This window comes from Novacetimonas pomaceti (genome assembly GCF_003207955.1).
GTDB lineage: Bacteria > Pseudomonadota > Alphaproteobacteria > Acetobacterales > Acetobacteraceae > Novacetimonas > Novacetimonas pomaceti.
In genome coordinates this window covers 43,610-64,169 of sequence record NZ_NOXG01000007.1, presented here as the reverse complement: position 1 = coordinate 64,169, position 20,560 = coordinate 43,610, and the positions used below count along the sequence as shown (strand labels likewise).

Genomic DNA, 20,560 nt, shown 5'->3' with positions numbered 1-20,560 from the left:
CGCCGTCATCGGGGCGACCTCATCGGGCATAGATGCCGTCAAAGACGCCGCCTTCGGCGAAATGCGTCCTGTGAACCTGCGCCCACCCGCCGAGCGAGGCGATGTCGAATGTCGCGGTATCGGCGAAGGTCGCGCGGTTTTCCGCCAGGATGGCGGGCGTGACGGGCCGGAAATAATGTTTCGCCCCGATCCGCTGTCCCGCGTCGGTAAACAGGAAATCCAGATACGCCCCCGCCAGTTCCGTCGTGCCATGCGCCTTCGCATTGCGCTCCACCACCGCGACGGGCGGTTCGGCAAGGATGGTCAGCGGCGGCACCACGATGTCGAACTGGTCCGGCCCGATGTCGCGCGTCGCCATCAGGGCCTCGTCCTCCCACGCCAGCAGGACATCGCCCGATCCGCGCTGGACGAAGCTGTTGGTCGCGCCGCGCGCCCCGGTTTCCAGCACCGGGACATGCGAAAACAGCGACCGCAGGTACGCCCGCGCGGTGTCCGGCGTGCCGCCCGGCTGGCGCAGCGCCCATCCCCACGCGGCGAGGTAGTTCCAGCGCGCCCCGCCCGATGTCTTGGGGTTGGGGGTGACGACCTCCACCCCGTCACGGATCAGGTCGGGCCAGTCATGGATGTTCTTCGGATTGCCCTTGCGCACCAGAAAGACGATCGTGCTGGTGAACGGCGTCGAATTGTGCGGCAGCCGCCCCTGCCAGTCGGCGGGCAGCAGGCCGCTGGCGGCCAGCATGTCGATGTCATAGGCAAGGCCCAGCGTCACCACGTCGGCGGGCGCGCCCTCCAGCACGGAGCGGGCCTGCGCGCCCGATCCCCCGTGGGAGGTCCGCACCATGACCGCCGCGCCGCCATGCGCGCGCGCCCACTGCGCGGAAAATGCGCGGTCAATCTCCTGATACAGTTCGCGCGTCGGGTCGTAGGAGACGTTGAGCAGCCCCGTCGCCGCCCGTGCCGCGCGCGGCCGCCACGCCAGCAGCGCGGCCCCGCCCAGCCCCGCGCCAAGCACATCGCGACGTGTGAAAAAGGACGATGGTTTCATGATAGGATTTTCCTGTCGGCATCCCGCGTGGCGCGTCCCGTCCCCCGCGCGCCGCCATGGGCCGCGCCACCGGGATCGGGAGGGTGGATAATAAACCATATTCAATCGTTTAATACCCTAATTTACACGCCGGAAACCTGTCAATAATCATCTTTACGGTTCGTGTTTCGTGTAAATTACATGTGTATGTGTGTTATATGCGCCACGGAAACGCCATCAGGTCTTGATATATTATGTTTATATATCAATGAGTTGGTTTCATTTCGCGCTCCCGATCCCGATGCGCCACATTGTAATTACTCCCATTGTGTTGTGTTTCATAAATTAACGTTGTTGACCGTATTATAAAAACACATTACCGATATCCCTGCCTTTCCATTCCCCCTTCGCAAAGATGGCCCGTCCCCCAATGGCACCTTTCCCACGGTCAGCAGCGACAGGCCCGCAGGCCATCATTCCCAACGCCGCCAATGGTTCCGTCGCCAGTGGGGGCATCGCCAGCGGACACGTTGCCAGCCTCCCCCTTACCGGCATTCGCAACGCGCGCGGCCTGCTTGCCCGGCCGGCGGCGGCCTTCGCGCTGGTCCTGCCGCTGGGGGCCATGGGCGCGATGGCGGGCACGCGCGCCCACGCGGCGGCGGACGTGACGCCCACCCACCGCCTGTCCGCCCATGCGACACCGGGCGCGCGCGGCGTCACCCAGACATCCGCCACGGCGACGCCCGCCTCCCCCGCGACGCCGGGCACGCCCAACGGGGGACAATCCACCGGGGCACAATCCACCGGGGGACAGCCCGAAAACCTGACGGTGCATGTCGGCCCCCGCCCGCCGATCCAGACCTATCCCCACGCCAACCCGGTGGGACAGCCGATCGTCATGACCGGGGCGCAGAACCGCATCAACGGCCATCCCTATGACTGGGGCGTGTTCAATCGCGGCAACGGGGAGGCCGCGGGCTTTGGCCCGGTGGGCCAGTACGGCGTCGCCCCCTGGGCCGAGGACTGGAGCCGCCTGCGCAACAGCACGAAACATGACGACCCGTTCGACGTGCTGAAATACATCCCCCTCACGCCCGGCGGGTCGGTGTGGATCAGCTTCTCGGGGGAGACGCGGCTGCGCAACTGGTTCGAATCGCGCCCCAACCTCGGCACGCAGAAACCCAACGATTCCGGGCGCTTTGGCGTGCGCAACCTGTATGGCGCGGACCTGCATGTCGGCACGCACCTGCGTTTCTTCGGACAGCTTATCAATGCCGACGCGGCCGGGTGGGGCGGATACGGCTATGGCTCCACCTATCGCAAGCGGCTGGACGCGCAGCAGGCGTTCGTGGAGACGAAGTGGAACCTACTGGGGGCCAAGACGGGGTTCATGTTCGGACGCCAGCAGTTCCTCGATGCGCCGTCCTACATGCTGTACAACCGCGAAACGCCCAACGTGCCGCTGTCATGGGACGGGTTTCGCGCCTATGCCATCTGGAAACGCATCCGCATCGACGCATGGGATTTCGTGCAGACGAACGACAGCGAAAACAAGATGTTCCACGATACGGAAAATTACGCCACGCGCCTGTACGGGTTCGACACCACATGGGCGCCGCCGGATTTCCGCTTCCTTGGCGAACGGGGCTATTCCTTCGTCGATGCGTTCTATATCGGCTACAAGCTGTCGGGCGCGGCCGGGGCGATTTCAACACCGACCGGCACGGCGCAGGGATCGAACACGCGCAACAATTTCGGCGTGCGCTGGCACGGGCAGGCCGGGCCGATCGAATTTTCGGTTGGCGGCATCTGGCAGGGTGGCGTCTTCCGTTACGCCGGCACCAACGTCGCGCGCAATGTCAGCGCCTATGCCATCAACTCCATCGTCGGCTACCGCGTGCCAAAGGACAACCTGCATACCTTTGCCGGGATCCAGACGGACGTGTATTCGGGCGGCAATGACGCCCGGAAAAGCGGGGATATCGGGACCTACATCTCGCCGTTCAATCCACAGACGAACTACCTCGACACCACGACCTACATGACGGCGTCCAACCTCATCAGTTTCGCGCCGCTGGTGCGCATCACGCCCTTCAAATCCGTCAGCATCCAGATCAAGTATCCCCTGTTCTGGCGCGACAGCACGAATGACCGGGTTTACAAATCCTCTGGCGCGTACAGCTTTTCTGGGAATTTCGGGGGAAAGTTCATCGGCATGGCGCCACAGGCGTCGCTGGCGTGGCAGATCAATACCCACCTGTCATGGACGCAGTATGTCTCGCGCTTCATGACGTCGCACGCCCTGAACGCGGCGGGCGGGTCCAGCGGAACCTATTACCAGTCCAACCTGGTGTTCCGCTTCTGACGGCACGGCGACAAGGCATCGTGCCATCACAAAAGTTTTTGGTGAAGCTTTTTGCAAAAAGCTTCGAAGGACGTCGCCTTTTTGAAAAAATGCGCCCCCCAAAAACTTCTGTCATTTTTTATCGGGGGCTGGCCATCCGCTGCATGGCTGGCGGCGGATGGCCGATACCGTCATTGATTTCATGTCGCGCGGAACAGGGATTATCCCCAACGGGATGATCCGCCCCCATCAGGGCGTGGTGGCGCGGAACAGGCGGGCCACGCGCCGGCGCAGGCTGCCAAGGTCGGGCAGCACGGCATTATGCAGCGCGCGCACCCGGTCATGGGTGGCGTAAAACCGCCGGCCCGCGACGTTCGCCAGCACGATCGCGGTCCCGACAAAGATGCCGTCAATTTCAATGATTGTTGATTCAAGCATGATCTGTAATCCGAAAAAATCCTGTATCATTCCCGGACGATTTCGACAGATCCGATGACCGTCTATCGCGCCGGGGGGGAATATCCGGGGCGTGCCCGCATGACGGGTCCCCAACATCGGCCATGGCCGCGCATGCATATCGTCATGATGATGATCCCTGGATGGAAAATACCGTCCTGATGACATCCGCACCCTATCAGCAGGCAATGCGATGTCAAGTATAAAACGAATACGTTATGTTTTATTTTAAAATAACGATTGTTTATGTTGTTTTTTATGACGCTATTTTATTGTTTATATACAACAATATATCAGAAACCTGATCTTCATCCCCATGCCTGCCCCGGCCGTCACGCAGGCAGGGAACAGCGGATTCCACAGCATGGCGGAAATATACGACAAATGACGTGGTTTTCATGCGTCCCCGCCGCGACACATGCGCGACGATACATTCCATGACATCCCGCCCCCCTGACACGAATGGGTGAAACGGGTAGCATGTCGCCACGCGCCATCGCGATCCGTCGATGGTGCGACGACCGCGTCAATCAAAGAAATCTGTATATCATAAGCATGTTTTACTTTTCGCATGTTGCGCTAGACTTGCCATTCATGTCCCTGATCCCATCACCCCGCGCCGGAACCGATCGCCCATAATGGCCGCCACCCCGATGCAATCCGCCACCCGTCTGCTGCTGCTGGAACAGGCATGGCCCCTGGTCGCGCAGATGGGCTTTGCCAGTACCAGCATCAATGACGTGCTGGCGGCAGCCCATGTGCCCAAGGGATCGTTCTATTACTACTTCGCGTCAAAGGATGTGTTCGGACAGGACCTGCTGCGGCACTGCATCGACGAACATGCCGCGACACTTCGCATGTTCCTGTCGCGCGCCCATCTGTCGGGGCTGGAACGGCTGATGGAATACTGGTCATCATGGGTGGAGCGCGAAACCAGCCCCGACCCGCGACGCAGGTGCCTGATCGTCAAGATCGGCGCGGAGGTCAGCGATTTTTCCGAAGGCATGCGCAGGGTGATGGATGGCGGCATCGAAATCCTGGTCACGCTCCTTGGCGGGGGGATCGGCGCGGGGATGGCGGATGGGTCGGTCTGCCCGGTCATGGAACCGACGAACGTGGCGCGTGAACTGTTCCATTACTGGCTGGGCACCGCGGTGGCGTTCAGGATCGACCGCGAACCGGCGCGCCTGTCCCGCGCATTGCGGACCACGCGGGAAATCCTGATGGGCGCGCGTCCCTATCGCGGGTCGGCGGCGGCGGGCTGAACGCACGCGATGTCGCGACATTCGCCATGGCCCAGCGTGGTAAAGGCATCGGGCGGCAGTCCCGCCGCCACCACGGCGCGCGCCAGCCTGCGCACGGGTTCGTCCATCGGTTCGTCCGTCAGGCGGAACGTGCCGAAATGCATCCCCACGCCCCGCCGCGCGCCCAGTTCGATGAACCCCGCGCATGCCTCCTCCGGCGTTGCGTGGACGGACGCCATCAGGTCGCGCGGGTCATAGGCCCCGACCGGCAGCAGCGCCAGGTCCGGCGCGTCCAGCCGTTCGCGGATCATGCCCCAGTGACGGCCATGCGCCGTATCCCCGGCAAAGAATGCCTGCCGCGCGCCCTGCGGCCCCGCCACCCGCAACATGAATCCCGCCCACAGGCTGCGGTTGCGGTCGAACGGCGTGCGGGCGGCGGCATGACGCGCGGGCGTCGCGGTGATGCGCGTATCCGCCAGTTCCACGCTGTCCCACCAGTCCAGTTCGACCACGCGCCGCAGCCCGGTGCGGCGCAGGTGCCGCGCGTTGCCCGACGGCACGACCACCAGCGGGTCATCCCCCCGCCGCGCCAGCGCGCGCAGCGACGGCAGGTCCATATGGTCGTAATGGCAGTGGGAGACGAGGATGACGTCAATCGGCGGCAGGTCCGCCATCCGCCGCCCCGGCGCGCGCACGCGGCGCGGCCCGGCCCATTGCACCGGCGAACAGCGCATGGAAAAGATCGGGTCCGTCATGACCGTCAGCACCGACCCGTCGGCCCGCGCGATACGCAGCAGGAAGGTGCTGTGGCCGATGAAGGTGACCTGGATCGCGCCCGCCGCCGGGGGCTGGCGCGGGTCGCCGGTGGGGACGGGATTGTCGATCCATGCGGGCCAGTCGGATGGCGGGCGGTTGCGCTGCCATTTCCAGATGTCCCACGCGCGCAGCCCGCGCGGACGCCATCCGGGCGGCAGGATGCTGGCGGGGTTGTAAAAACGGGTTCCGTCACAATGGTCGGACACGCGAAACAGGGACATGCAGGCACTCTCCGGCGAAGGGGACAGTATGTCGCCTGCATCGGGGGCATGGCAAATCCTGTCGCCAGCCCTGCCTGCAAAGGCCTGAAATCATAAAAGTTTTTGGTAAAGCTTTTTTCAAAACGCTTTGAAAGACGTCGCCTTTTTGAAAAAAGGCGAGACCCAAAAACTTTCATCATCAACAGGCTGTTTTCAGACCATCTTTCCCTGCCAGCCGTCAGTTACGCGCCGGCTGCATCAGCCAGCCACCGACGCGTTTCCATACCGTTTCCGACAGGACCCAGTGCCCGTGCTGCGACGGATGGGTGTAATCCGCGAACCAGTATGTCCGGTCGCCCACGTCGGCCATCGGCTGTCCCGGCGCGAAGGGGTCGATTTCCGCGTCCACCGTAATCATGTGGCTGTCGATCGCCTTCTGGATCTCCGCGCGCGGCGCGCCGGTGGTGTTCGCCTCCGCGATGATGACGACATGGAACCCCGCCGCCTTCAGCCGCCGCGTGATCTGCGCAAGGTTGCGCAGCGTCTCGTCCACCGGGATGTGGCTGTATGGCAGGTGGTCGTTCACCCCGCCGAACACCACCGCGACCCTGGACGACGCATTGCGTCCCGCCGCCTCCGCCGCGGGCAGCATGCCCACCATCTGCCGCGTCGTCGCCCCCGACACCCCGAAGTCATAGCTCTGGTACCGGCCGTGGCGCTGCATCAGGTAGGGCCAGTTGCGGCCATCGGCCAGCAGGTATCCCTCTGTCCGGCTGTCACCGATCGCAACGAACACCGAACGCAGCTGCGGCATGTAATCGCCCGCCACGGCGGCGGCGGCCTGGAACGCGCGGACCTGTTCGCGGCGCGGCGCGACATCGGCGATGACCATGCCCGTCCACTGCCCGGTGTTGCGGCCCTGGACAAACCATTCGCCCCCGTCGGCATTGTATCCGACATACCCGCCCGACAGCATCCCCGTGGGCATCGCGCCGCGCATGTACGTGCCGGTCGAATTGGCGGCATCGAGGTGATAGCCGTCATGATCGCCATACACGCTGACGGCGGCGGGGGAGTTCATGACCACAAGGTCCGTGCGGTGGTCGGGGTCCATCCCGTCGGCCACATGCGCGAACCCGTCAAGGCTATAGCTGCCGAAAAACAGCTTGAAGGTGTTCTTCTGTCCCGCCTCGCCCAGCAGGACGGGCACGGGAAATGCCGAGAACCCGGAATTGGAGGAGGCATAGGTCCCGGTCGTGCCGAAAAAGAAGCCATCGCCGCGCACCCGCACCCCGGCGGGCAGGATGAAGCCGCCGGGGCCGTTGGCCTCCCCCCACGAAATGGCGTCATGGCCCGCGATGCGGACCTCGCCCACATGCACGACATGCTGCGGCGTCGCCAGCAGGTGGTTGCCATGCCCCGACTGGTCATACACCCGCACGACATTGGCGAACGTCCCGCCGTCGCGCCGCGCCAGCGCCGCGCGCAGGGCGGCATGGTCCAGGTCCCCGTCCGCGCCGATGCCGATCGTCACCACGGCGGGCTGTCCGCCCTGCGTGACCTCCACATCCAGCGCGGGACCGTGATAGCCGGACACCATCCGCATCGGCCCGCCGGCGAACAGGGCATGCGCGCCGAACGTGTCGGCGGGGCGCGTGGGCGTCATGCGGGTCCAGCGCGCCTGTCCCGCCGTCACGGAGTCCGCCTGCCAGACCTGTCCGTGCGCCTGCCACAGGTCGCCCGCGCGATATCCCGCGCGCGCGTCGTCATGGGCGCCGGGTGCGCGGTCCATCCCGGCGGATGCCGCGTCGGTGGCGGGCATGCACAGGCCCTGCGTGCCGTCGCCCGCGTCGGGGCATGCCTGCGCCCACGCGACGCGCGGCAGCGTCGCCAGCGCAAGGGCGGCGAACAGGGTGGTCCGCCGGTGCGCCATCTTTTTCATCGCGGTGGCCTTTTTACGCGCGCGTGTCATGCAGCGGGCTCCTTACTGTCCGTCGAATGCGTAATGGAACAGTAGCATGCCATCCGATTCAGACCACGTTCCCGCACGGGTATATCCACCCTCCAGCCCGACGCGGAAACGGTGGTCCACCTGATAGACCACGCGCCCGCGCACGTTGCCCGCCAGTCCGCTGGCCCCGTACCCGCCATAGGAATTGGGGGCCGAGACCGCCGCCTGCAGCAGGGAGTTGGTCGGGTAATAGGGCGCGCCCTTGCTGTGGTAATTCTGGTATCCCGCCTCGCCCCGCAGGAACCACGTCCAGTTTTGGGTATGGCCCGACCATTCGACCGGCACCATCGCCCCGAAATAGTCACGCGGGGAGAAGTAGCCCCCCTGTCCCCATGTGAAGAAGTAGCTGTCGTGCTTGTAGCCGAAATACATCAGGTCCCCGCCGACACGCAGGCGCTGGCGACCCTTTTCCTCCCACACGGTGGCGCTGCCGCCGGCCCCGGCCTCGGTCTCGGTGTTGCCGATGACGTCATGCCCCTCCAGATAGGCAAAGCCGCCCCCGGCATAGGCGTTCCATCCCGCCTCGGACCATTCCAGCGCACCGTGGCCGAAGTTGCGCGTCACCCCGCCCCATGTCCGCCCGGTGCCGGGGTCGCGTTCCCCGGCATAGGACAGTTCGCTGTCGGTCACCATGCGCCGCCCGCCGCTGACACGCAGCGTCAGGTTACGCGTCAGGTGCGGGGCGAATTCCACCCCGCCCACCACGTTGGCGATGGGGAAGCCCAGCGGCGAGGACCCGACATCCGCGCTGAACCAGCGGTTGAAATAGCTGAGGTTCAGGCCCACGCCCTGCGTATAGTAATGATGGTATCCCCACGGCCGCGCGCCGTTGACCGCCACGGTCCCGAACTCCCGCGCAGAATTGGGGTTGCGCAGGGGGTCGCCGGTGAACAGCAGCGTCGGCGTCACGGAAAATGACAGCCGGTGGTCCCACGTCCCGAACGGGATGGTCCCGGTGATGGGAACGGCGAATTCCGTCAGCTGCCCCAGCCCGACGCGGCCGGTGCGGCTGCGCACGAAGGTGTTGGCGTCGATCTGCGGCGACACCGAATCCCGCAGGTAGACCATCTGCCGGGTGGTCGCCTGGATCTGGTCGTCCTGCTGCAGGTAATGGTACGTATCGGGCAGCGTCGCGCCACGCAGGTTGACATATTCGCTGTCGATGTCGGGCCAGCGGTAATCGGCGCGAAAGTTTTCATGCGGGGCGCAGTTCACGGTGCCGGGCATGTCGCACTGCTGTTCATGCACATGGTCAAGGTCCGCCAGCTGCGTGCGCGAATCGCGGTCGATGCGGGCCATTTCCGCGCGGATTTCCCACGTGACGGGGGCATCGGGCTGCAGGTCGGACAGATGCCGGGCATAGCCGCGCGCCGCCGCCACTTCGCCCGCGCCACCCGCGTCGCGCGCCGCCGACGCCAGCGCATAGACGTTGTTGGGCCGGATCGCCAGCGCGGCCCGGTCCTCGGCCAGCGCGCGCCGCGCCTCGCCCCGCGCCTGGTACACGCGGCCCATCGCAAGGTGCACGTCCACCGAATCCGGATACCGCGTCATCAGCGGGTCCAGCACCTCCTTCGCGCGGGCGGGATGGCCGTGATTGTCCATCTGGTCCGCCGTCAGGATCTGCGCCGCCAGCCCCAGCTGTTCACGCAGGCGCGCCTGGTCGGCGGTGATCTGCGCGCCGGGCTGCTGGCCCAGCCTGTCGAACGCGTCAAGGCAGCGCCGCGCGTCGGCAATGTCGTGTACCTGAAGGTACAACCCGGCATAGGACAGCATTTCCTGCGGCTGGGGCGCCTGTGTCATGCGCTCTTCCGATTGCAGCACCTCACGCACGGACTGGGGCATGTTGTGATCGATCAGGGCATTGCCGATCATCGTGCCGCGCACGCCGGTCGGGTCGGCGCGGTCCGCCAGCCCCATCAGCGCCTTGCGGTCGAAATGATGGGCCGCCTCGATATCGTGCACCTCCTGCGCAAGGTCGGCCTGCTGCGACAGCGCGTCGATATCCACCGTGCGCTGGCTGTCGGGGATGCGCGCCAGCAGGCGCTGCGCCGTGGCGGTGTCATGCTGGCTCAGCGCATAGATCACGCCCGCCTGCAACGCCTGCACGCCCGCGCGCGGCGGGGCGGTCAGGTCGTCCATGATCCGTGCGGCCTCCGCCCGGTTGGCGGCGTCTTCGGTGTTATACAGCGTCTGGGCAAGGCGCAGGCGCAGCCACGGGTTGCGCGGATCGGTCGCCACCGCGCGGCGCAGCAGGTCGATGCGCGCCGCGTCGGTGGGCGCGCGCGATGCCTCCGACGCCAGCAGCTCGGCCTGCAGGTGGTCGACCATCGTGCGATGCCCGCTGCCAAAGCGCGGCAGCATGGCGCGCGCCTCCTCGTCATGGCCGCTGGCGATCAGCAGGTCGGCAAGGTTGAACAGCGCGTCGGTATTGCCCGGCCAGCGGGCAAGGATCGCGCGGTAGGCCATCATGGCCTCCGCCGTGTTGCCCTCGCGCCGCGCCAGCGCGCCCTGCAGCGACAGCAGCGTCAGCGCGCTGTTGCGGCGACGCGCCAGGCGTTCCAGACCGGCATGCGCCTGGGCGAAGTTGCCCACGGCGATGTCATGGGCGATCCCCGCCACCAGCGGGTCGCTGCGCACGCCGCCGCCGGACATCTTCCAGCTGTTCAGCCCCTGGATCGCCTTCTGCCAGCGGTCGGCATGGTCGGGGTCAAGGCTCATCGCCTTTTCGAAATAGGTCCGCGCCTGGTCGCGCTGCCCGCGCGCCTGCGCCACGAGGCCCATGCCGCCCAGCGCGTCAACATCGTTGGGATCGACCGCCAGCGCCTTGCGGAACAGGGATTCCGAATCCCCGAACCGCCGCTGCGCCATGAGGGTATAACCCTCCATCCGGTCATTGGCCGCATCGAACGTGGCCTGCGTCTGCAGCGCCTTGATCAGGCGGGTATGCACCTCCTCGTCATCGGGGTGGATCGACAGCCATTCCTTGTACAGCGGGACCGTCTGGCCCACGATCGGCTCCCACAGCAGCGCCTCGCGCCAGGCGCGCAGGGCCTCGTCATGGATGCCGGTGGGGACATGGCCGTTGATCAGGCGCTCCAGCCCGGTCATCCCCTCGGTACGCGAGGTCACGCGATAGGTCAGCACCCGGTAATAGGTCAACGCCGCGTCAAGATCGTGCGGGTTGTGCGCGACATAGGCCGCAAGCTTGGTCCGCGCCTCCTGATAGCCAAGGATGGTCGCGCCAAGGACGCGGTAATATTCCAGCGCCATGTCCGGCGGCGGATCGCCGTTCTTGAACAGGGCCTTGTACTTGAACATCGCGGGCATCATCCTGCCCGACCCGGCCAAGGCGCGTGCCTCCGCCAGCAGCTTGGGGTCCACCGGACCGGCCTTGATCATCCCGCGCAGCTGCGCCACCTCGTCCGACATGCGGCCCGACTGCGCCAGCCGGTCCGTCAGCGCCTGCGCCTGCGCCATCTGCCCCATCGAAATGTCGATCCGTGCCTGCAGGTACAGGGCCTCGGGGCTGGTCGGGTCGATCTGCAGCGCGCGGCTGACGGCCTCGTGCCCGCGGCGCAGGTCATGATGCGTCAGCCAGTAACTGCCTTCATCCAGCAGCAGGTCGAACACCTCCGTCGCGTGTTCAAGGCGCTGCACGCTGGAATCGACCGCCTGCGTTTCCGACGGGCTGGACGGGGCCAGGTCGGTCGGCGGCGCGGCCACCGGCGCGTCGGCGGGTTCCTCCACGTCGGACACGGCATAGGGATGGGCCGCCTCCTCATCCTCGGGGGTGGGATGGGAAGCGCGCTCGATCGCCTCGTCCTCCGCATCGGTGGCGGGGGTGGCGGGCGATTCGACCGGCGGGGCGGCGGCGGGCTGCGAACGCGCCCACGCGCCATGCGGCACGCAGAGCAGCCCGACCGTCGCCACCCCCCACAGCGCCGTAACCCCAAGCAGGCCGGCGCGGCCGGGCATGGACCTTATGCAGGGCAGCCCTGTCATGGCTTTATGTTGCCGCATCATGTCCCCGCCCGCAGGCATTGCACGATAGAAAGATGTGTCTCAGTGAACACGCGAGATATACGAAACATAGGCAAGCACGCTGGCGAGCAGCCCGCAGGCCGCGACCAGCGCGACCGCGCCGCGATTGCGCACCGCAGGCGTCACCCTGCCTTCGTAATCAAGGAAGACACGTTCGACGAAAACGTAGCTCAGCAGGCTGATGACCATGACAAGGCCCAGCACGCCGGCCATCGTCGCGCCAAACACCTGGAACGACAGCAGGTAGTTCGCCATCACGATGGCGGGCCAGTGCCACAGGTAGATCGAATAGGAAATCACCCCCACCGGCGATACCGGCACAAGGGTAAAGCGCGCGACATCCGTCTGCGGCAGCATGATGATCCCCACCACCGCAAGGCAGGGGAACAGCATCATGTAGGACGGGCAGGCGAATTCCAGCACATAGAACAGGCACGACCCCACCAGCACCGCCAGCGCCAGCAGGTACAGCACGTTGGCAAGCGCGCGCGACAGCTGCGGGCGGGGGAAGATCCAGATCATCGTCCCCATGGAAAACTGCCACATGCGGTCAAGGATGTTGTAATATCCCTGCGTGTCGCCCATCACATGGCTGTAGATGCTGTAGCCCAGCGACAGGGCGAAGATGCTGCTGATCGCAAGCTTGCGATGCCGGGTGAACGGCAGCACCAGCGCCATGATGAAAATGATCGTATAGAACTGCATTTCCAGCGACAGCGACCATGTATGCAGGAACGGGTAGGCAATGGCCTGCCCCTGGAAATATCCCACATGGCCCGATGCCCAGAAATTGGACAGGTACACCAGCGCGTACGCCCCGTTGATCGCGATGTCGGCGCGGTCGCTCTGCAGCACCCACCACAGCATGCTGGCCGATACGATGGCGATCATGCAGAACAGCGCGGGTAACAGGCGGTACAGGCGCCGGCAGACAAAGCGCGCGGGCTGGAACGGCTGCTGCATCAGGGCGGAGCGCCCCATGAAATAGCCCGAAATGACGACAAAGATGTCAACGCCGACGAAACCGCCCTTCAGCCAGCCGGCATGAAACAGCACGACCGCGATGATCGCGAGCGCGCGCAGCCCGTCGATGTCGCGGCGGCGGTCCTTGGGAAAGAACTCATGCTGAAGCATGTGTTGCCATTTGCTCTGGGCGGGCATGACGGCTGTAGTCTGTTGCATCGGGCAGTTTTCCACGTGTGATGCCGCAAATACCATCGGCATCTGCGTGGCGGCATACCGGATACCGCCACGCATCTCAGTTCTATTGAATGATTACTGTGCCGCGGCCGGGGCCGCGTCCTTCATCTTTTCCAGTTCGGGGGTCGTCGCCTTGACGATCGCGTCACCCCATTCCTTGTAGCTGGCGGGCGTCGCATGGATGCCGTCGATGGTGTTGACGCTGCCCTGCTTCATCAGCTGCGTGCCATCGATATAGGTGCACGGCGCGACCTCGCTCTTGAGCAGCGTCGCCATCTCGGTCGCGCGCTGGTCGGTCTTGCCATAGCGGGGGCTGTACTGACCCCATGTCGGGCCAACCCAGATGCACGACGTCTTGCCAATGGCATAGGTCAGGGTCTTGACCTGTTCGTCCAGCCAGTCCTTGGACACCGCGTTCTGACCGTAGGAGGCCATCGTGTCGCCAAGGATGACCATGACCACGTTCGGATGCCACTTTTCAATCAGGCCGGTGACCGGCGGCGGCGACGCGGGCTTCATGTTCGGCGCGCCGATCGGCTCGTCACCGACGCGCTGCGCCGCGCCACAGCCGTTGTTCGGGTTCGGGACCACCCAGTCCGCCGCCGTCGACGAACACACGCCATAGGTCACGACCTTGGCGCCCTGCTTGGAAAATTCATCAGGCAGCACGGACAGGAGCGAGTCCTTGAAGGTGACATGGCTGTCACCAATAATCAGCAGCGTAAGGCCGGCAAGAAGTGCACTCATTTCTATAAAATCTCCATAAATACGTACGAATGACGTCAGTTCCGGCGGCAGCCATTTCTTCGGAAGTGGCAGGGATACTTACATCCCCGCGCCACAGTTCCGGTGGCATGCCGCCCCTGCACCGGTTTCTAGTCCGTCTCGGACGGGGTTTCCTTGATCTGTTCCCCCTCTTCCATCCGTTTACGGGCACGGCGACGCAGCATGCGCACCACGGCGGCGGCCAGCATCCCCGCGCCGGCAAGGCCAAGCACATAGACGGTCAGCGGACGCGTCCCGAGGTACCAGTCCATCCACATCCACCAAGGCAGCGACCCCATCGTATAGGTCGGCGCCGTGCGGTAGCTGGTCAGCTTGTCGCCGTTGCGCAGCACGAGGTCACCCTGGATATGCGGGACGTCGTCCTTGTTGCGCAGGCCCATGACAAGGTCATGCATGCGCGCGGGCGTGTCCCCCATCAGCGCCACGACCGAACGGTGCGACTGGAACGGCGACTGCGCGCCAAGCAGCACGCCCGCCCCCGCGATCGGCGCGTTCAGGTCGGCCTGCACCCCGTCCTTGATCCCGTTATGGTCATGATCCTGGAACAGGTACCAGATCCCCTGAAGGCCCATATGTTCGCCCACGCGGATGTGCCCGTCCGACAGGACATAGGGCGAGCGCGACAGCAGGTCGTCGAATTTCGGGGCGTTCGACGCGGTCGAAAGCACCAGCACGTCGCCATCGGGCGGGTGGGACGACACTTCGTCCACGTCCATCAGCTGCACGCCGGCGGCCGGATACCATGTCGTCGCGCCGAAAAAGCCCATCAGGTCCATGAAGGTGCCCGCCGTGCCCGCATCCATCTGGTGCGGCAGGACCATCGTGGTTTCCGACAGGTCGGCCATGCGGGTGAAGGGAAAGCCCGCCTCCGCGAAAAAGGACAGGTTCGGCAGCGTGGTGAAGTGATAGGCGCGGCGGAAATCCAGCGTCGAATCCGAATCCACGCTCATGTGGATGTCGCCGGGTGTGCGGCGGCAGACGCCACGGTCGATCGGACGGGCGTCAAAGCCGAACTGGACCTGGTTCTGACCGAACAGGAGCCATGACGGCAGGGAGGCCATATGCTCCACCGCGCCAGCATGCTGGTTGACCATGCGTTCGGACCACGAGGTCCACAGCCCCGGCGGCTTGAGGGTAAAGCTGGTGAGGTAGTTGTTGTTCAGGCTGACATCCAGGCGCGACGTCTCCAGGTCGACCACGGGGCCGCCCGGCGCGCGGATCCACAGGTCCATCGGGTACGGGCGGTTGCGCCAGGTATAGAGGTCCGGCGGCATGTGGAACGGCAGCGCCATGACCGGCGGGGCGAACCCGCCCGCCTGCAGGTCGCTTGCGGTCACAAGCTCACCAAAGCGTACCGGGCGGTTCGTGGGCACGAAGGCGGGCGCGTCATAGGGCTGGCGCGCCTCCAGCGTCACGTCGTTGACCACCTTGGTCCCGACCGCGCCCAGCGTATCGGACGCAAAGGCCAGCACGCGGGCCGCGACCTCGACCTCGGCCGCGTTGCGCCCCGTCACCACAAGGATGGTGCCCAGGCGGTCGTTGGGGTTTTCCACTTCCGACAGGGTCGGACCTGTCGGGCGGCTGTTGCGCGCGTTGATCGGCAGGTTCTCGCCAATCGCGATCGCGTTGCCCGATGCCGGCAGCGTGGTGGAAACGGGGAAGGACACCTTGCGGAAATCGGCCAGCTTGCCAAACCACGACGCCACCAGCGCGGACGCCTTCAGCGCGCCGTGCGAATTGGGATTGGGCAGGACCACCGGCACGCGCAGCGGCGTGCGCAGGTTGGGGTCATAGAACGGCGCGGGCAGGTACGACAGCTTGCGGTCGGGCGCGATGCGCGTGGTCGTCAGCGTCACGGTGGAAAAATCCGAGATCCGCGCCCACAGGACCTCGTTGTACAGGTCGTTGCAGTCACGGCGGTATTCGCCGGCGAAATGGAAATTCAGCTTGTTGTCGCCAGTGAAATACAGCGGGTCGACGTCAAAGGTGATCGGCCCGAAACGCGGATGTTCGGGATCGACCTTGATCGTGCCGACATACTGTTCATTCAGCGTGACGCTGACCGCGCTCGCCTCCGGCAGGAGGGACGGCGACAGCGCGCCCGACAGGGTGATCTTCGCATGCGTGACGACGCGGTTGGCCGGCACGATGACATCCAGCCCCTGCAGCGGGGAGAAGCCGCGCAGCGTCAGCGGCCCGGTGGACAGGCCAAGGTCGCGGAAGGTGGAGGTCCGGGTGATTTCGCCATCCGCGACGCGCGCCGCGTCCGCCGGGTCGATCGGGGGGGCACCCGGGTCGGCGGGCAGCGCGCCGGTATTGGTGTCGCCAAAGGGGGCCGCGGGCGACACCCCCGTCCGTTCGGACAGCCGTTCGCGCGCCTGCAGCGTCGCGGGGCCGGGCGGCAGCGCGACGGCGGGCGACGGGGCCGCGTCGGCGGGGGCGGGCGTCGCCGCGCCCTGTGCATCCCCGCCGCCCGTCGCAACAGGCGCGGCGTCCGGCGCCGCGGCCACGGGCGCGTCATGGGAAGGAACCTGCGCAAAGGAAGGCGCACTTGCGATCGGCAGTCCCAGCAGCACGATGAGGGAGGCCGTGGCGCCACATTGAGCGCCCCGTCGGACGGGTTTCAGCACGAGGCTCTTCTTCTCCAGTTTCTCTTCTTTGACTTGGGGGGCCGTGGACGGCGCTTCCTGCGGGGCCTGCCAGCGGAACGGCCTTTCGCCCCGGCGGAACAGGCCACCGATGCTGCGCAGGACCATCAGGAAACTGCGCAGGGGACGGTCGGGCTGGAAATCGTCCCAGTTGCTCCACGCATCGTTGCGGCCGAACATGAACTCGACGATCTGGCGTTCGACTTCCAGGTTGTCGACGCACCACTGCAGGTGAAGCTGGTCGGCCTTGGCAAACAGGATGACGGCCGGGATGCGCACGTCGATGCCATCCTTTTCATCATGGAACAGCATGGTGACGCGCGAATGCGGCGCCAGCGCGTGTTCCACCGACACATGCGCCGCGATGCCGCCAAGCGAGATGTCGCTTGTATGGGCGTGGTAATGCTTCCCGTCCTCGTCCACCAGGGTGATCGGCAGGCGGGCGCGCACGCGCGGCTTGTGGCGGATCTGGCGCGTCTCGCGCCCCACGGCGATGGAGGCGAGGACGATGATCAGGCTGATGGCCACCCACAGCGTGTTGAGGATGAAGGACTGCAGCGCCAGCTGGTCATGGAATTCCCAGAAGATGCCGCCGATCCCGCGCAGCAGCGCCAGCCCCAGCACCCCGGCAAGGAAAACGTTGGGATAGACCGCGTTCAGGTCGAAATACCCGCTCTGCAGCAGGCCGCCCTTGTCCGTCACGTTGAATTCCCCCTTGTGGGGGTTCAGCAGCGTCATGATCGTCACGCGCACGAGGAACAGCGCCAGCGTGGTTTCGTAAATCTCGCTCCAGAAGGAATAGCGCCAGCGTCCCTCGATCCGCGAAAGCGTCGCGATGGAGTGGTAGATGTGCGGCAGCGCATAGACCATGATCGCAAGCGGGGAGGCGGCGATGATGTTCTGCCCCAGGAACAGGTACGCCAGCGGCGAGGCGAGGAAGACCAGCCGCGGGATCGCAAACAGGAAGTGCGACATCGCCGACAGGTAACACAGGCGCTGTTCCCACCGCAGACCGGGGCCCAGCAGCGGGTTGTCCACGCGCATGATCTGCAGCATTCCGCGCGCCCAGCGCACGCGCTGCCCGATATGCAGCATCAGGCGCTCGGTCGACAGGCCGGCCGCCAGTGGTTCGCGCAGATAGGCCGTCCGCCATCCCTCGCGCTGCATCTTGAGCGCGGTATGCGCGTCCTCGGTCACGGTTTCGGTGGCGAACCCGCCGATGCTCAGCACCGCCGAGCGGCGGATCGCGGCGCACGACCCGCAGAAGAAGGTCGCGTCCCAGAAATCGTTGCCGTCCTGCACCAGCCCGTAAAACATGTTGCCCTCCGGCGGGACATGCTGGCCGGAGGCGAGGTTACGCTGGAACGGGTCGGGGGAATAGAAATGGTGCGGCGTCTGCAGCAGCGCCAGCTTGGGATCGGCCATCATCCAGCCGATCGTCTTTTTAAGGAATCCGCGCGTGGGAATGTGGTCGCAGTCGAAGATGACCACGAATTCCCCCTCGGTCACGCGCAGGGCGTGGTTGAGGTTGCCGGCCTTGGCATGGTTGTTCTGCGAGCGGATGATGTAGCCCGCGCCAGCCTCCATCGCGAATTCGCAGAAGCTTTTGCGGCGCCCGTCGTCAAGGATGTAGACGTTGAGCTTATCCTCCGGCCAGTCGAGGGCCAGCGCCCCCAGCACGGTCGAACGCACCAGCGACAGTTCCTCGTTATACGAGGGGACATAGACGTCGACCACGGGCCAGTCGGCGGTGTCCTGCGGCAGCTTCAGCGGCTTGCGCCCCAGCGGCCAGGCCATCTGGAAATAGCTGAGGCACAGCGTCATCAGCGCGTAAAGTTCCGCCAGCACCAGCAGCAGCGACAGCGCGGCCTGCAGCGGCGAATGCAGCTGCAGCGTGGAACTCAGCCGCCAGAACATGTAGCGCAGCGACACCATCAGCGACAGCATCATCAAAAAACAGGTGATGCCGCGTCCCTTGCGGCGGTTCAGTACAAGGAACAGCCCGACGGTGCCCACCGACACGATCGCCTGATGTCCGGGCGACATCGTGACGCCACCGACCATCATCAGCAGGAAGATCCCGCCCGCCATCAGCAGCGCCGTACCCCCGACAATCGCCAGCGACGAATGGGCCAGTGACTCAAGGTGCAGGCGTTTCAGGATCGCCTTGTACATCGTTGCGAAATTCCAATAATCCAAAACAGACGGACGCTCCCGGCCCATCATGGGGCTGGCTGCCGGCTTCCATGGCCGGGAACACCCCACATGGCGCCGGCGGCGCTTCCCGGATCAGCCAATAGACATCACGCTGGAATCAGGGACGATTCCATCACCAGAAATCTCAATTACAACAGGACGTCGAAACAGGTTGGGGACGTTCACGATCCATAATAAACGGTTGTGAACATCGTTAATATTGCACGCAAAATCATCTACCGATCGTCTCGAAACGTGTCAAGCACCAGCCCCCCAAAAAAGGCACCTTGGCCATAGTGTGAACACAATTCGTCATCATTCTGAAAGGTATCCCTGCGATGATCGCACCGCGCCGTGCCGGAGAGGCCGATGGTCGCGCATGGTGTGAGGAATATATTCCTCAATCCCCTCATGGACTTTGGGGTGATGACCATGCTTAAAGGATGAATAATTATGTTTCAGGACTTATCTCTCCCCGGCGCGGGCCAGGCTTCTCATGTTTTGTGATGACAGGATGTGCATTCATGGCCCCGCCTGCCACAATTCCGCCACGATATCCATCAGGAAAAGCATCTTGCATGCCACAGATCAAACTTAACCATTTTTTACGGGAGTAAGGCGTAGGAACCATGAGGTTCCCGACAGGCGACGGCCGCCCATATGCTGACATGGAAAATCAGGACAAGACGCAGGCAAACATCCGTCCCCGCAGGCGTTAAGAGGATACCCGGACGCGAGGTCACGCAAAGTTACCGACATGCAAAAATCCGCCGCCAGAGATGTGATATCTGAAAAAAGCCCGGCTTCGTCATGGCCGCGCCCGATGGCGCGCGCCTATCACAAGGGGAACGTGGCGGAAGATCTGCGGCTGACGACGCTGCGCATCCTGCAGACGGAACGGCTGGAGGACCTGTCGGTGCGCCGCCTGACGCGCGAGGTACGGGTCGCGCCGGCCAATTTCTACAATCATTACGATTCCCTGAACACGCTGCTGCTGGAAATCGCGGCGGACTGTCTGGAGGATTTCGCCACCACGATCGGCCATATCGCCCGCCGCAGCCCCAGCCGGCATGACGCCCTGAAGCGCACGGTGACGCATTACGTCGAATTCGCCTGCCGCCATACGCAGCTCTATCGCGTCACGTTCGGCTACCTGGCCGATTCGGCGCAGCACCTCCGTTACGACGCGGCGATGCGGCGCACCTTCGAGCGCCTGCGCGCGCTGGTGGCGGGGGATGAATTCCCCCACGTCGAATCGGACGAGCCGGAGCTGCCCGCCCGGGACACGGCCCATATCGGGCACTGCATTTTCGCCATGGCCCACGGCCTTGCGGGGATGATCGCCCACGGCCATGTCGACGTGCCGCACGAAACCGACACGAAAATCCAGGATTTCGTCGAACGGATCATCGACCTGTTCACCCATGCCCCCCTGGGCCGCCACCAGGCCACGGCCTGCGCGTTCGGCCACTGAGGGCCACGGGCCAGAGGATACCCCCGCAGCCGGTCCGCGCGGCCGTCGCCGCTGCCATTGCCACTGCCATCGCCACAGGCCGCGCGGCCTGATAATCGCGCGGATGTAACAGCACGTTAC

General features: G+C 64.9%; 11 protein-coding genes. 3 read left to right on the top strand and 8 right to left on the bottom strand.

The annotated features are described in order from the left end of the window. Positions 1-19: 19 nt before the first annotated feature. Positions 20-1,045 carry a sulfate ABC transporter substrate-binding protein gene (locus tag CFR71_RS08475; RefSeq protein ID WP_110530055.1) on the bottom strand — a complete coding sequence of 342 codons (1,026 nt, stop codon included), beginning with the start codon at positions 1,043-1,045 and terminating at the stop codon, positions 20-22. Positions 1,046-1,922: 877 nt separating this feature from the next. Between CFR71_RS08475 and CFR71_RS08470 the strand changes: the two genes are divergently transcribed. Further along, positions 1,923-3,389, top strand: a complete 1,467-nt coding sequence (locus CFR71_RS08470; protein WP_110530247.1) for an alginate export family protein — start codon at positions 1,923-1,925, stop codon at positions 3,387-3,389. 228 nt (positions 3,390-3,617) lie between these two features. Here the strand turns inward: CFR71_RS08470 and CFR71_RS08460 are convergent, their stop codons facing one another. Next, positions 3,618-3,806: a hypothetical protein gene (locus tag CFR71_RS08460; RefSeq protein WP_206057819.1), complete on the bottom strand. Its 189-nt coding sequence runs from the start codon at positions 3,804-3,806 to the stop codon at positions 3,618-3,620. A gap of 656 nt (positions 3,807-4,462) precedes the next feature. Here CFR71_RS08460 and CFR71_RS08455 point away from each other — a divergent pair. Then, positions 4,463-5,089, top strand: a complete 627-nt coding sequence (locus tag CFR71_RS08455) for a TetR/AcrR family transcriptional regulator (RefSeq protein WP_165832060.1) — start codon at positions 4,463-4,465, stop codon at positions 5,087-5,089. On the opposite strand, the gene CFR71_RS08450 is transcribed toward CFR71_RS08455, so the two are convergent. From CFR71_RS08450 to bcsA, 6 genes are all read right to left on the bottom strand, one after another. Beyond that, positions 5,062-6,105 (bottom strand): MBL fold metallo-hydrolase, encoded by a 1,044-nt coding sequence (locus CFR71_RS08450; protein WP_110530046.1) that lies wholly within the window; start codon positions 6,103-6,105, stop codon positions 5,062-5,064. The two genes, CFR71_RS08455 and CFR71_RS08450, sit on opposite strands and share 28 nt — an antisense overlap. A 217-nt stretch (positions 6,106-6,322) precedes the next feature. After that, on the bottom strand, positions 6,323-8,056 hold the full coding sequence (locus tag CFR71_RS08445) for an SGNH/GDSL hydrolase family protein (protein ID WP_239020319.1): 1,734 nt from the start codon (positions 8,054-8,056) through the stop codon (positions 6,323-6,325). A 12-nt stretch (positions 8,057-8,068) separates the two neighbouring features. Further along, positions 8,069-12,070 carry a cellulose biosynthesis protein BcsC gene (locus CFR71_RS08440; protein ID WP_110530239.1) on the bottom strand — a complete coding sequence of 1,334 codons (4,002 nt, stop codon included), beginning with the start codon at positions 12,068-12,070 and terminating at the stop codon, positions 8,069-8,071. A gap of 87 nt (positions 12,071-12,157) precedes the next feature. Next, on the bottom strand, positions 12,158-13,318 hold the full coding sequence (locus tag CFR71_RS08435; RefSeq protein ID WP_110530236.1) for an acyltransferase family protein: 1,161 nt from the start codon (positions 13,316-13,318) through the stop codon (positions 12,158-12,160). A gap of 93 nt (positions 13,319-13,411) precedes the next feature. Continuing rightward, positions 13,412-14,083, bottom strand: coding sequence for an SGNH/GDSL hydrolase family protein (locus tag CFR71_RS08430; RefSeq protein WP_110530043.1), 672 nt, complete (start codon positions 14,081-14,083; stop codon positions 13,412-13,414). Between the two features lie 128 nt (positions 14,084-14,211). Then, positions 14,212-18,837, bottom strand: a complete 4,626-nt coding sequence (gene bcsA, locus CFR71_RS08425) for a UDP-forming cellulose synthase catalytic subunit (protein ID WP_408891778.1) — start codon at positions 18,835-18,837, stop codon at positions 14,212-14,214. 952 nt (positions 18,838-19,789) lie between these two features. Between bcsA and CFR71_RS08420 the strand changes: the two genes are divergently transcribed. After that, positions 19,790-20,440, top strand: coding sequence for a TetR/AcrR family transcriptional regulator (locus CFR71_RS08420; RefSeq protein ID WP_165829161.1), 651 nt, complete (start codon positions 19,790-19,792; stop codon positions 20,438-20,440). Positions 20,441-20,560: the final 120 nt, after the last annotated feature.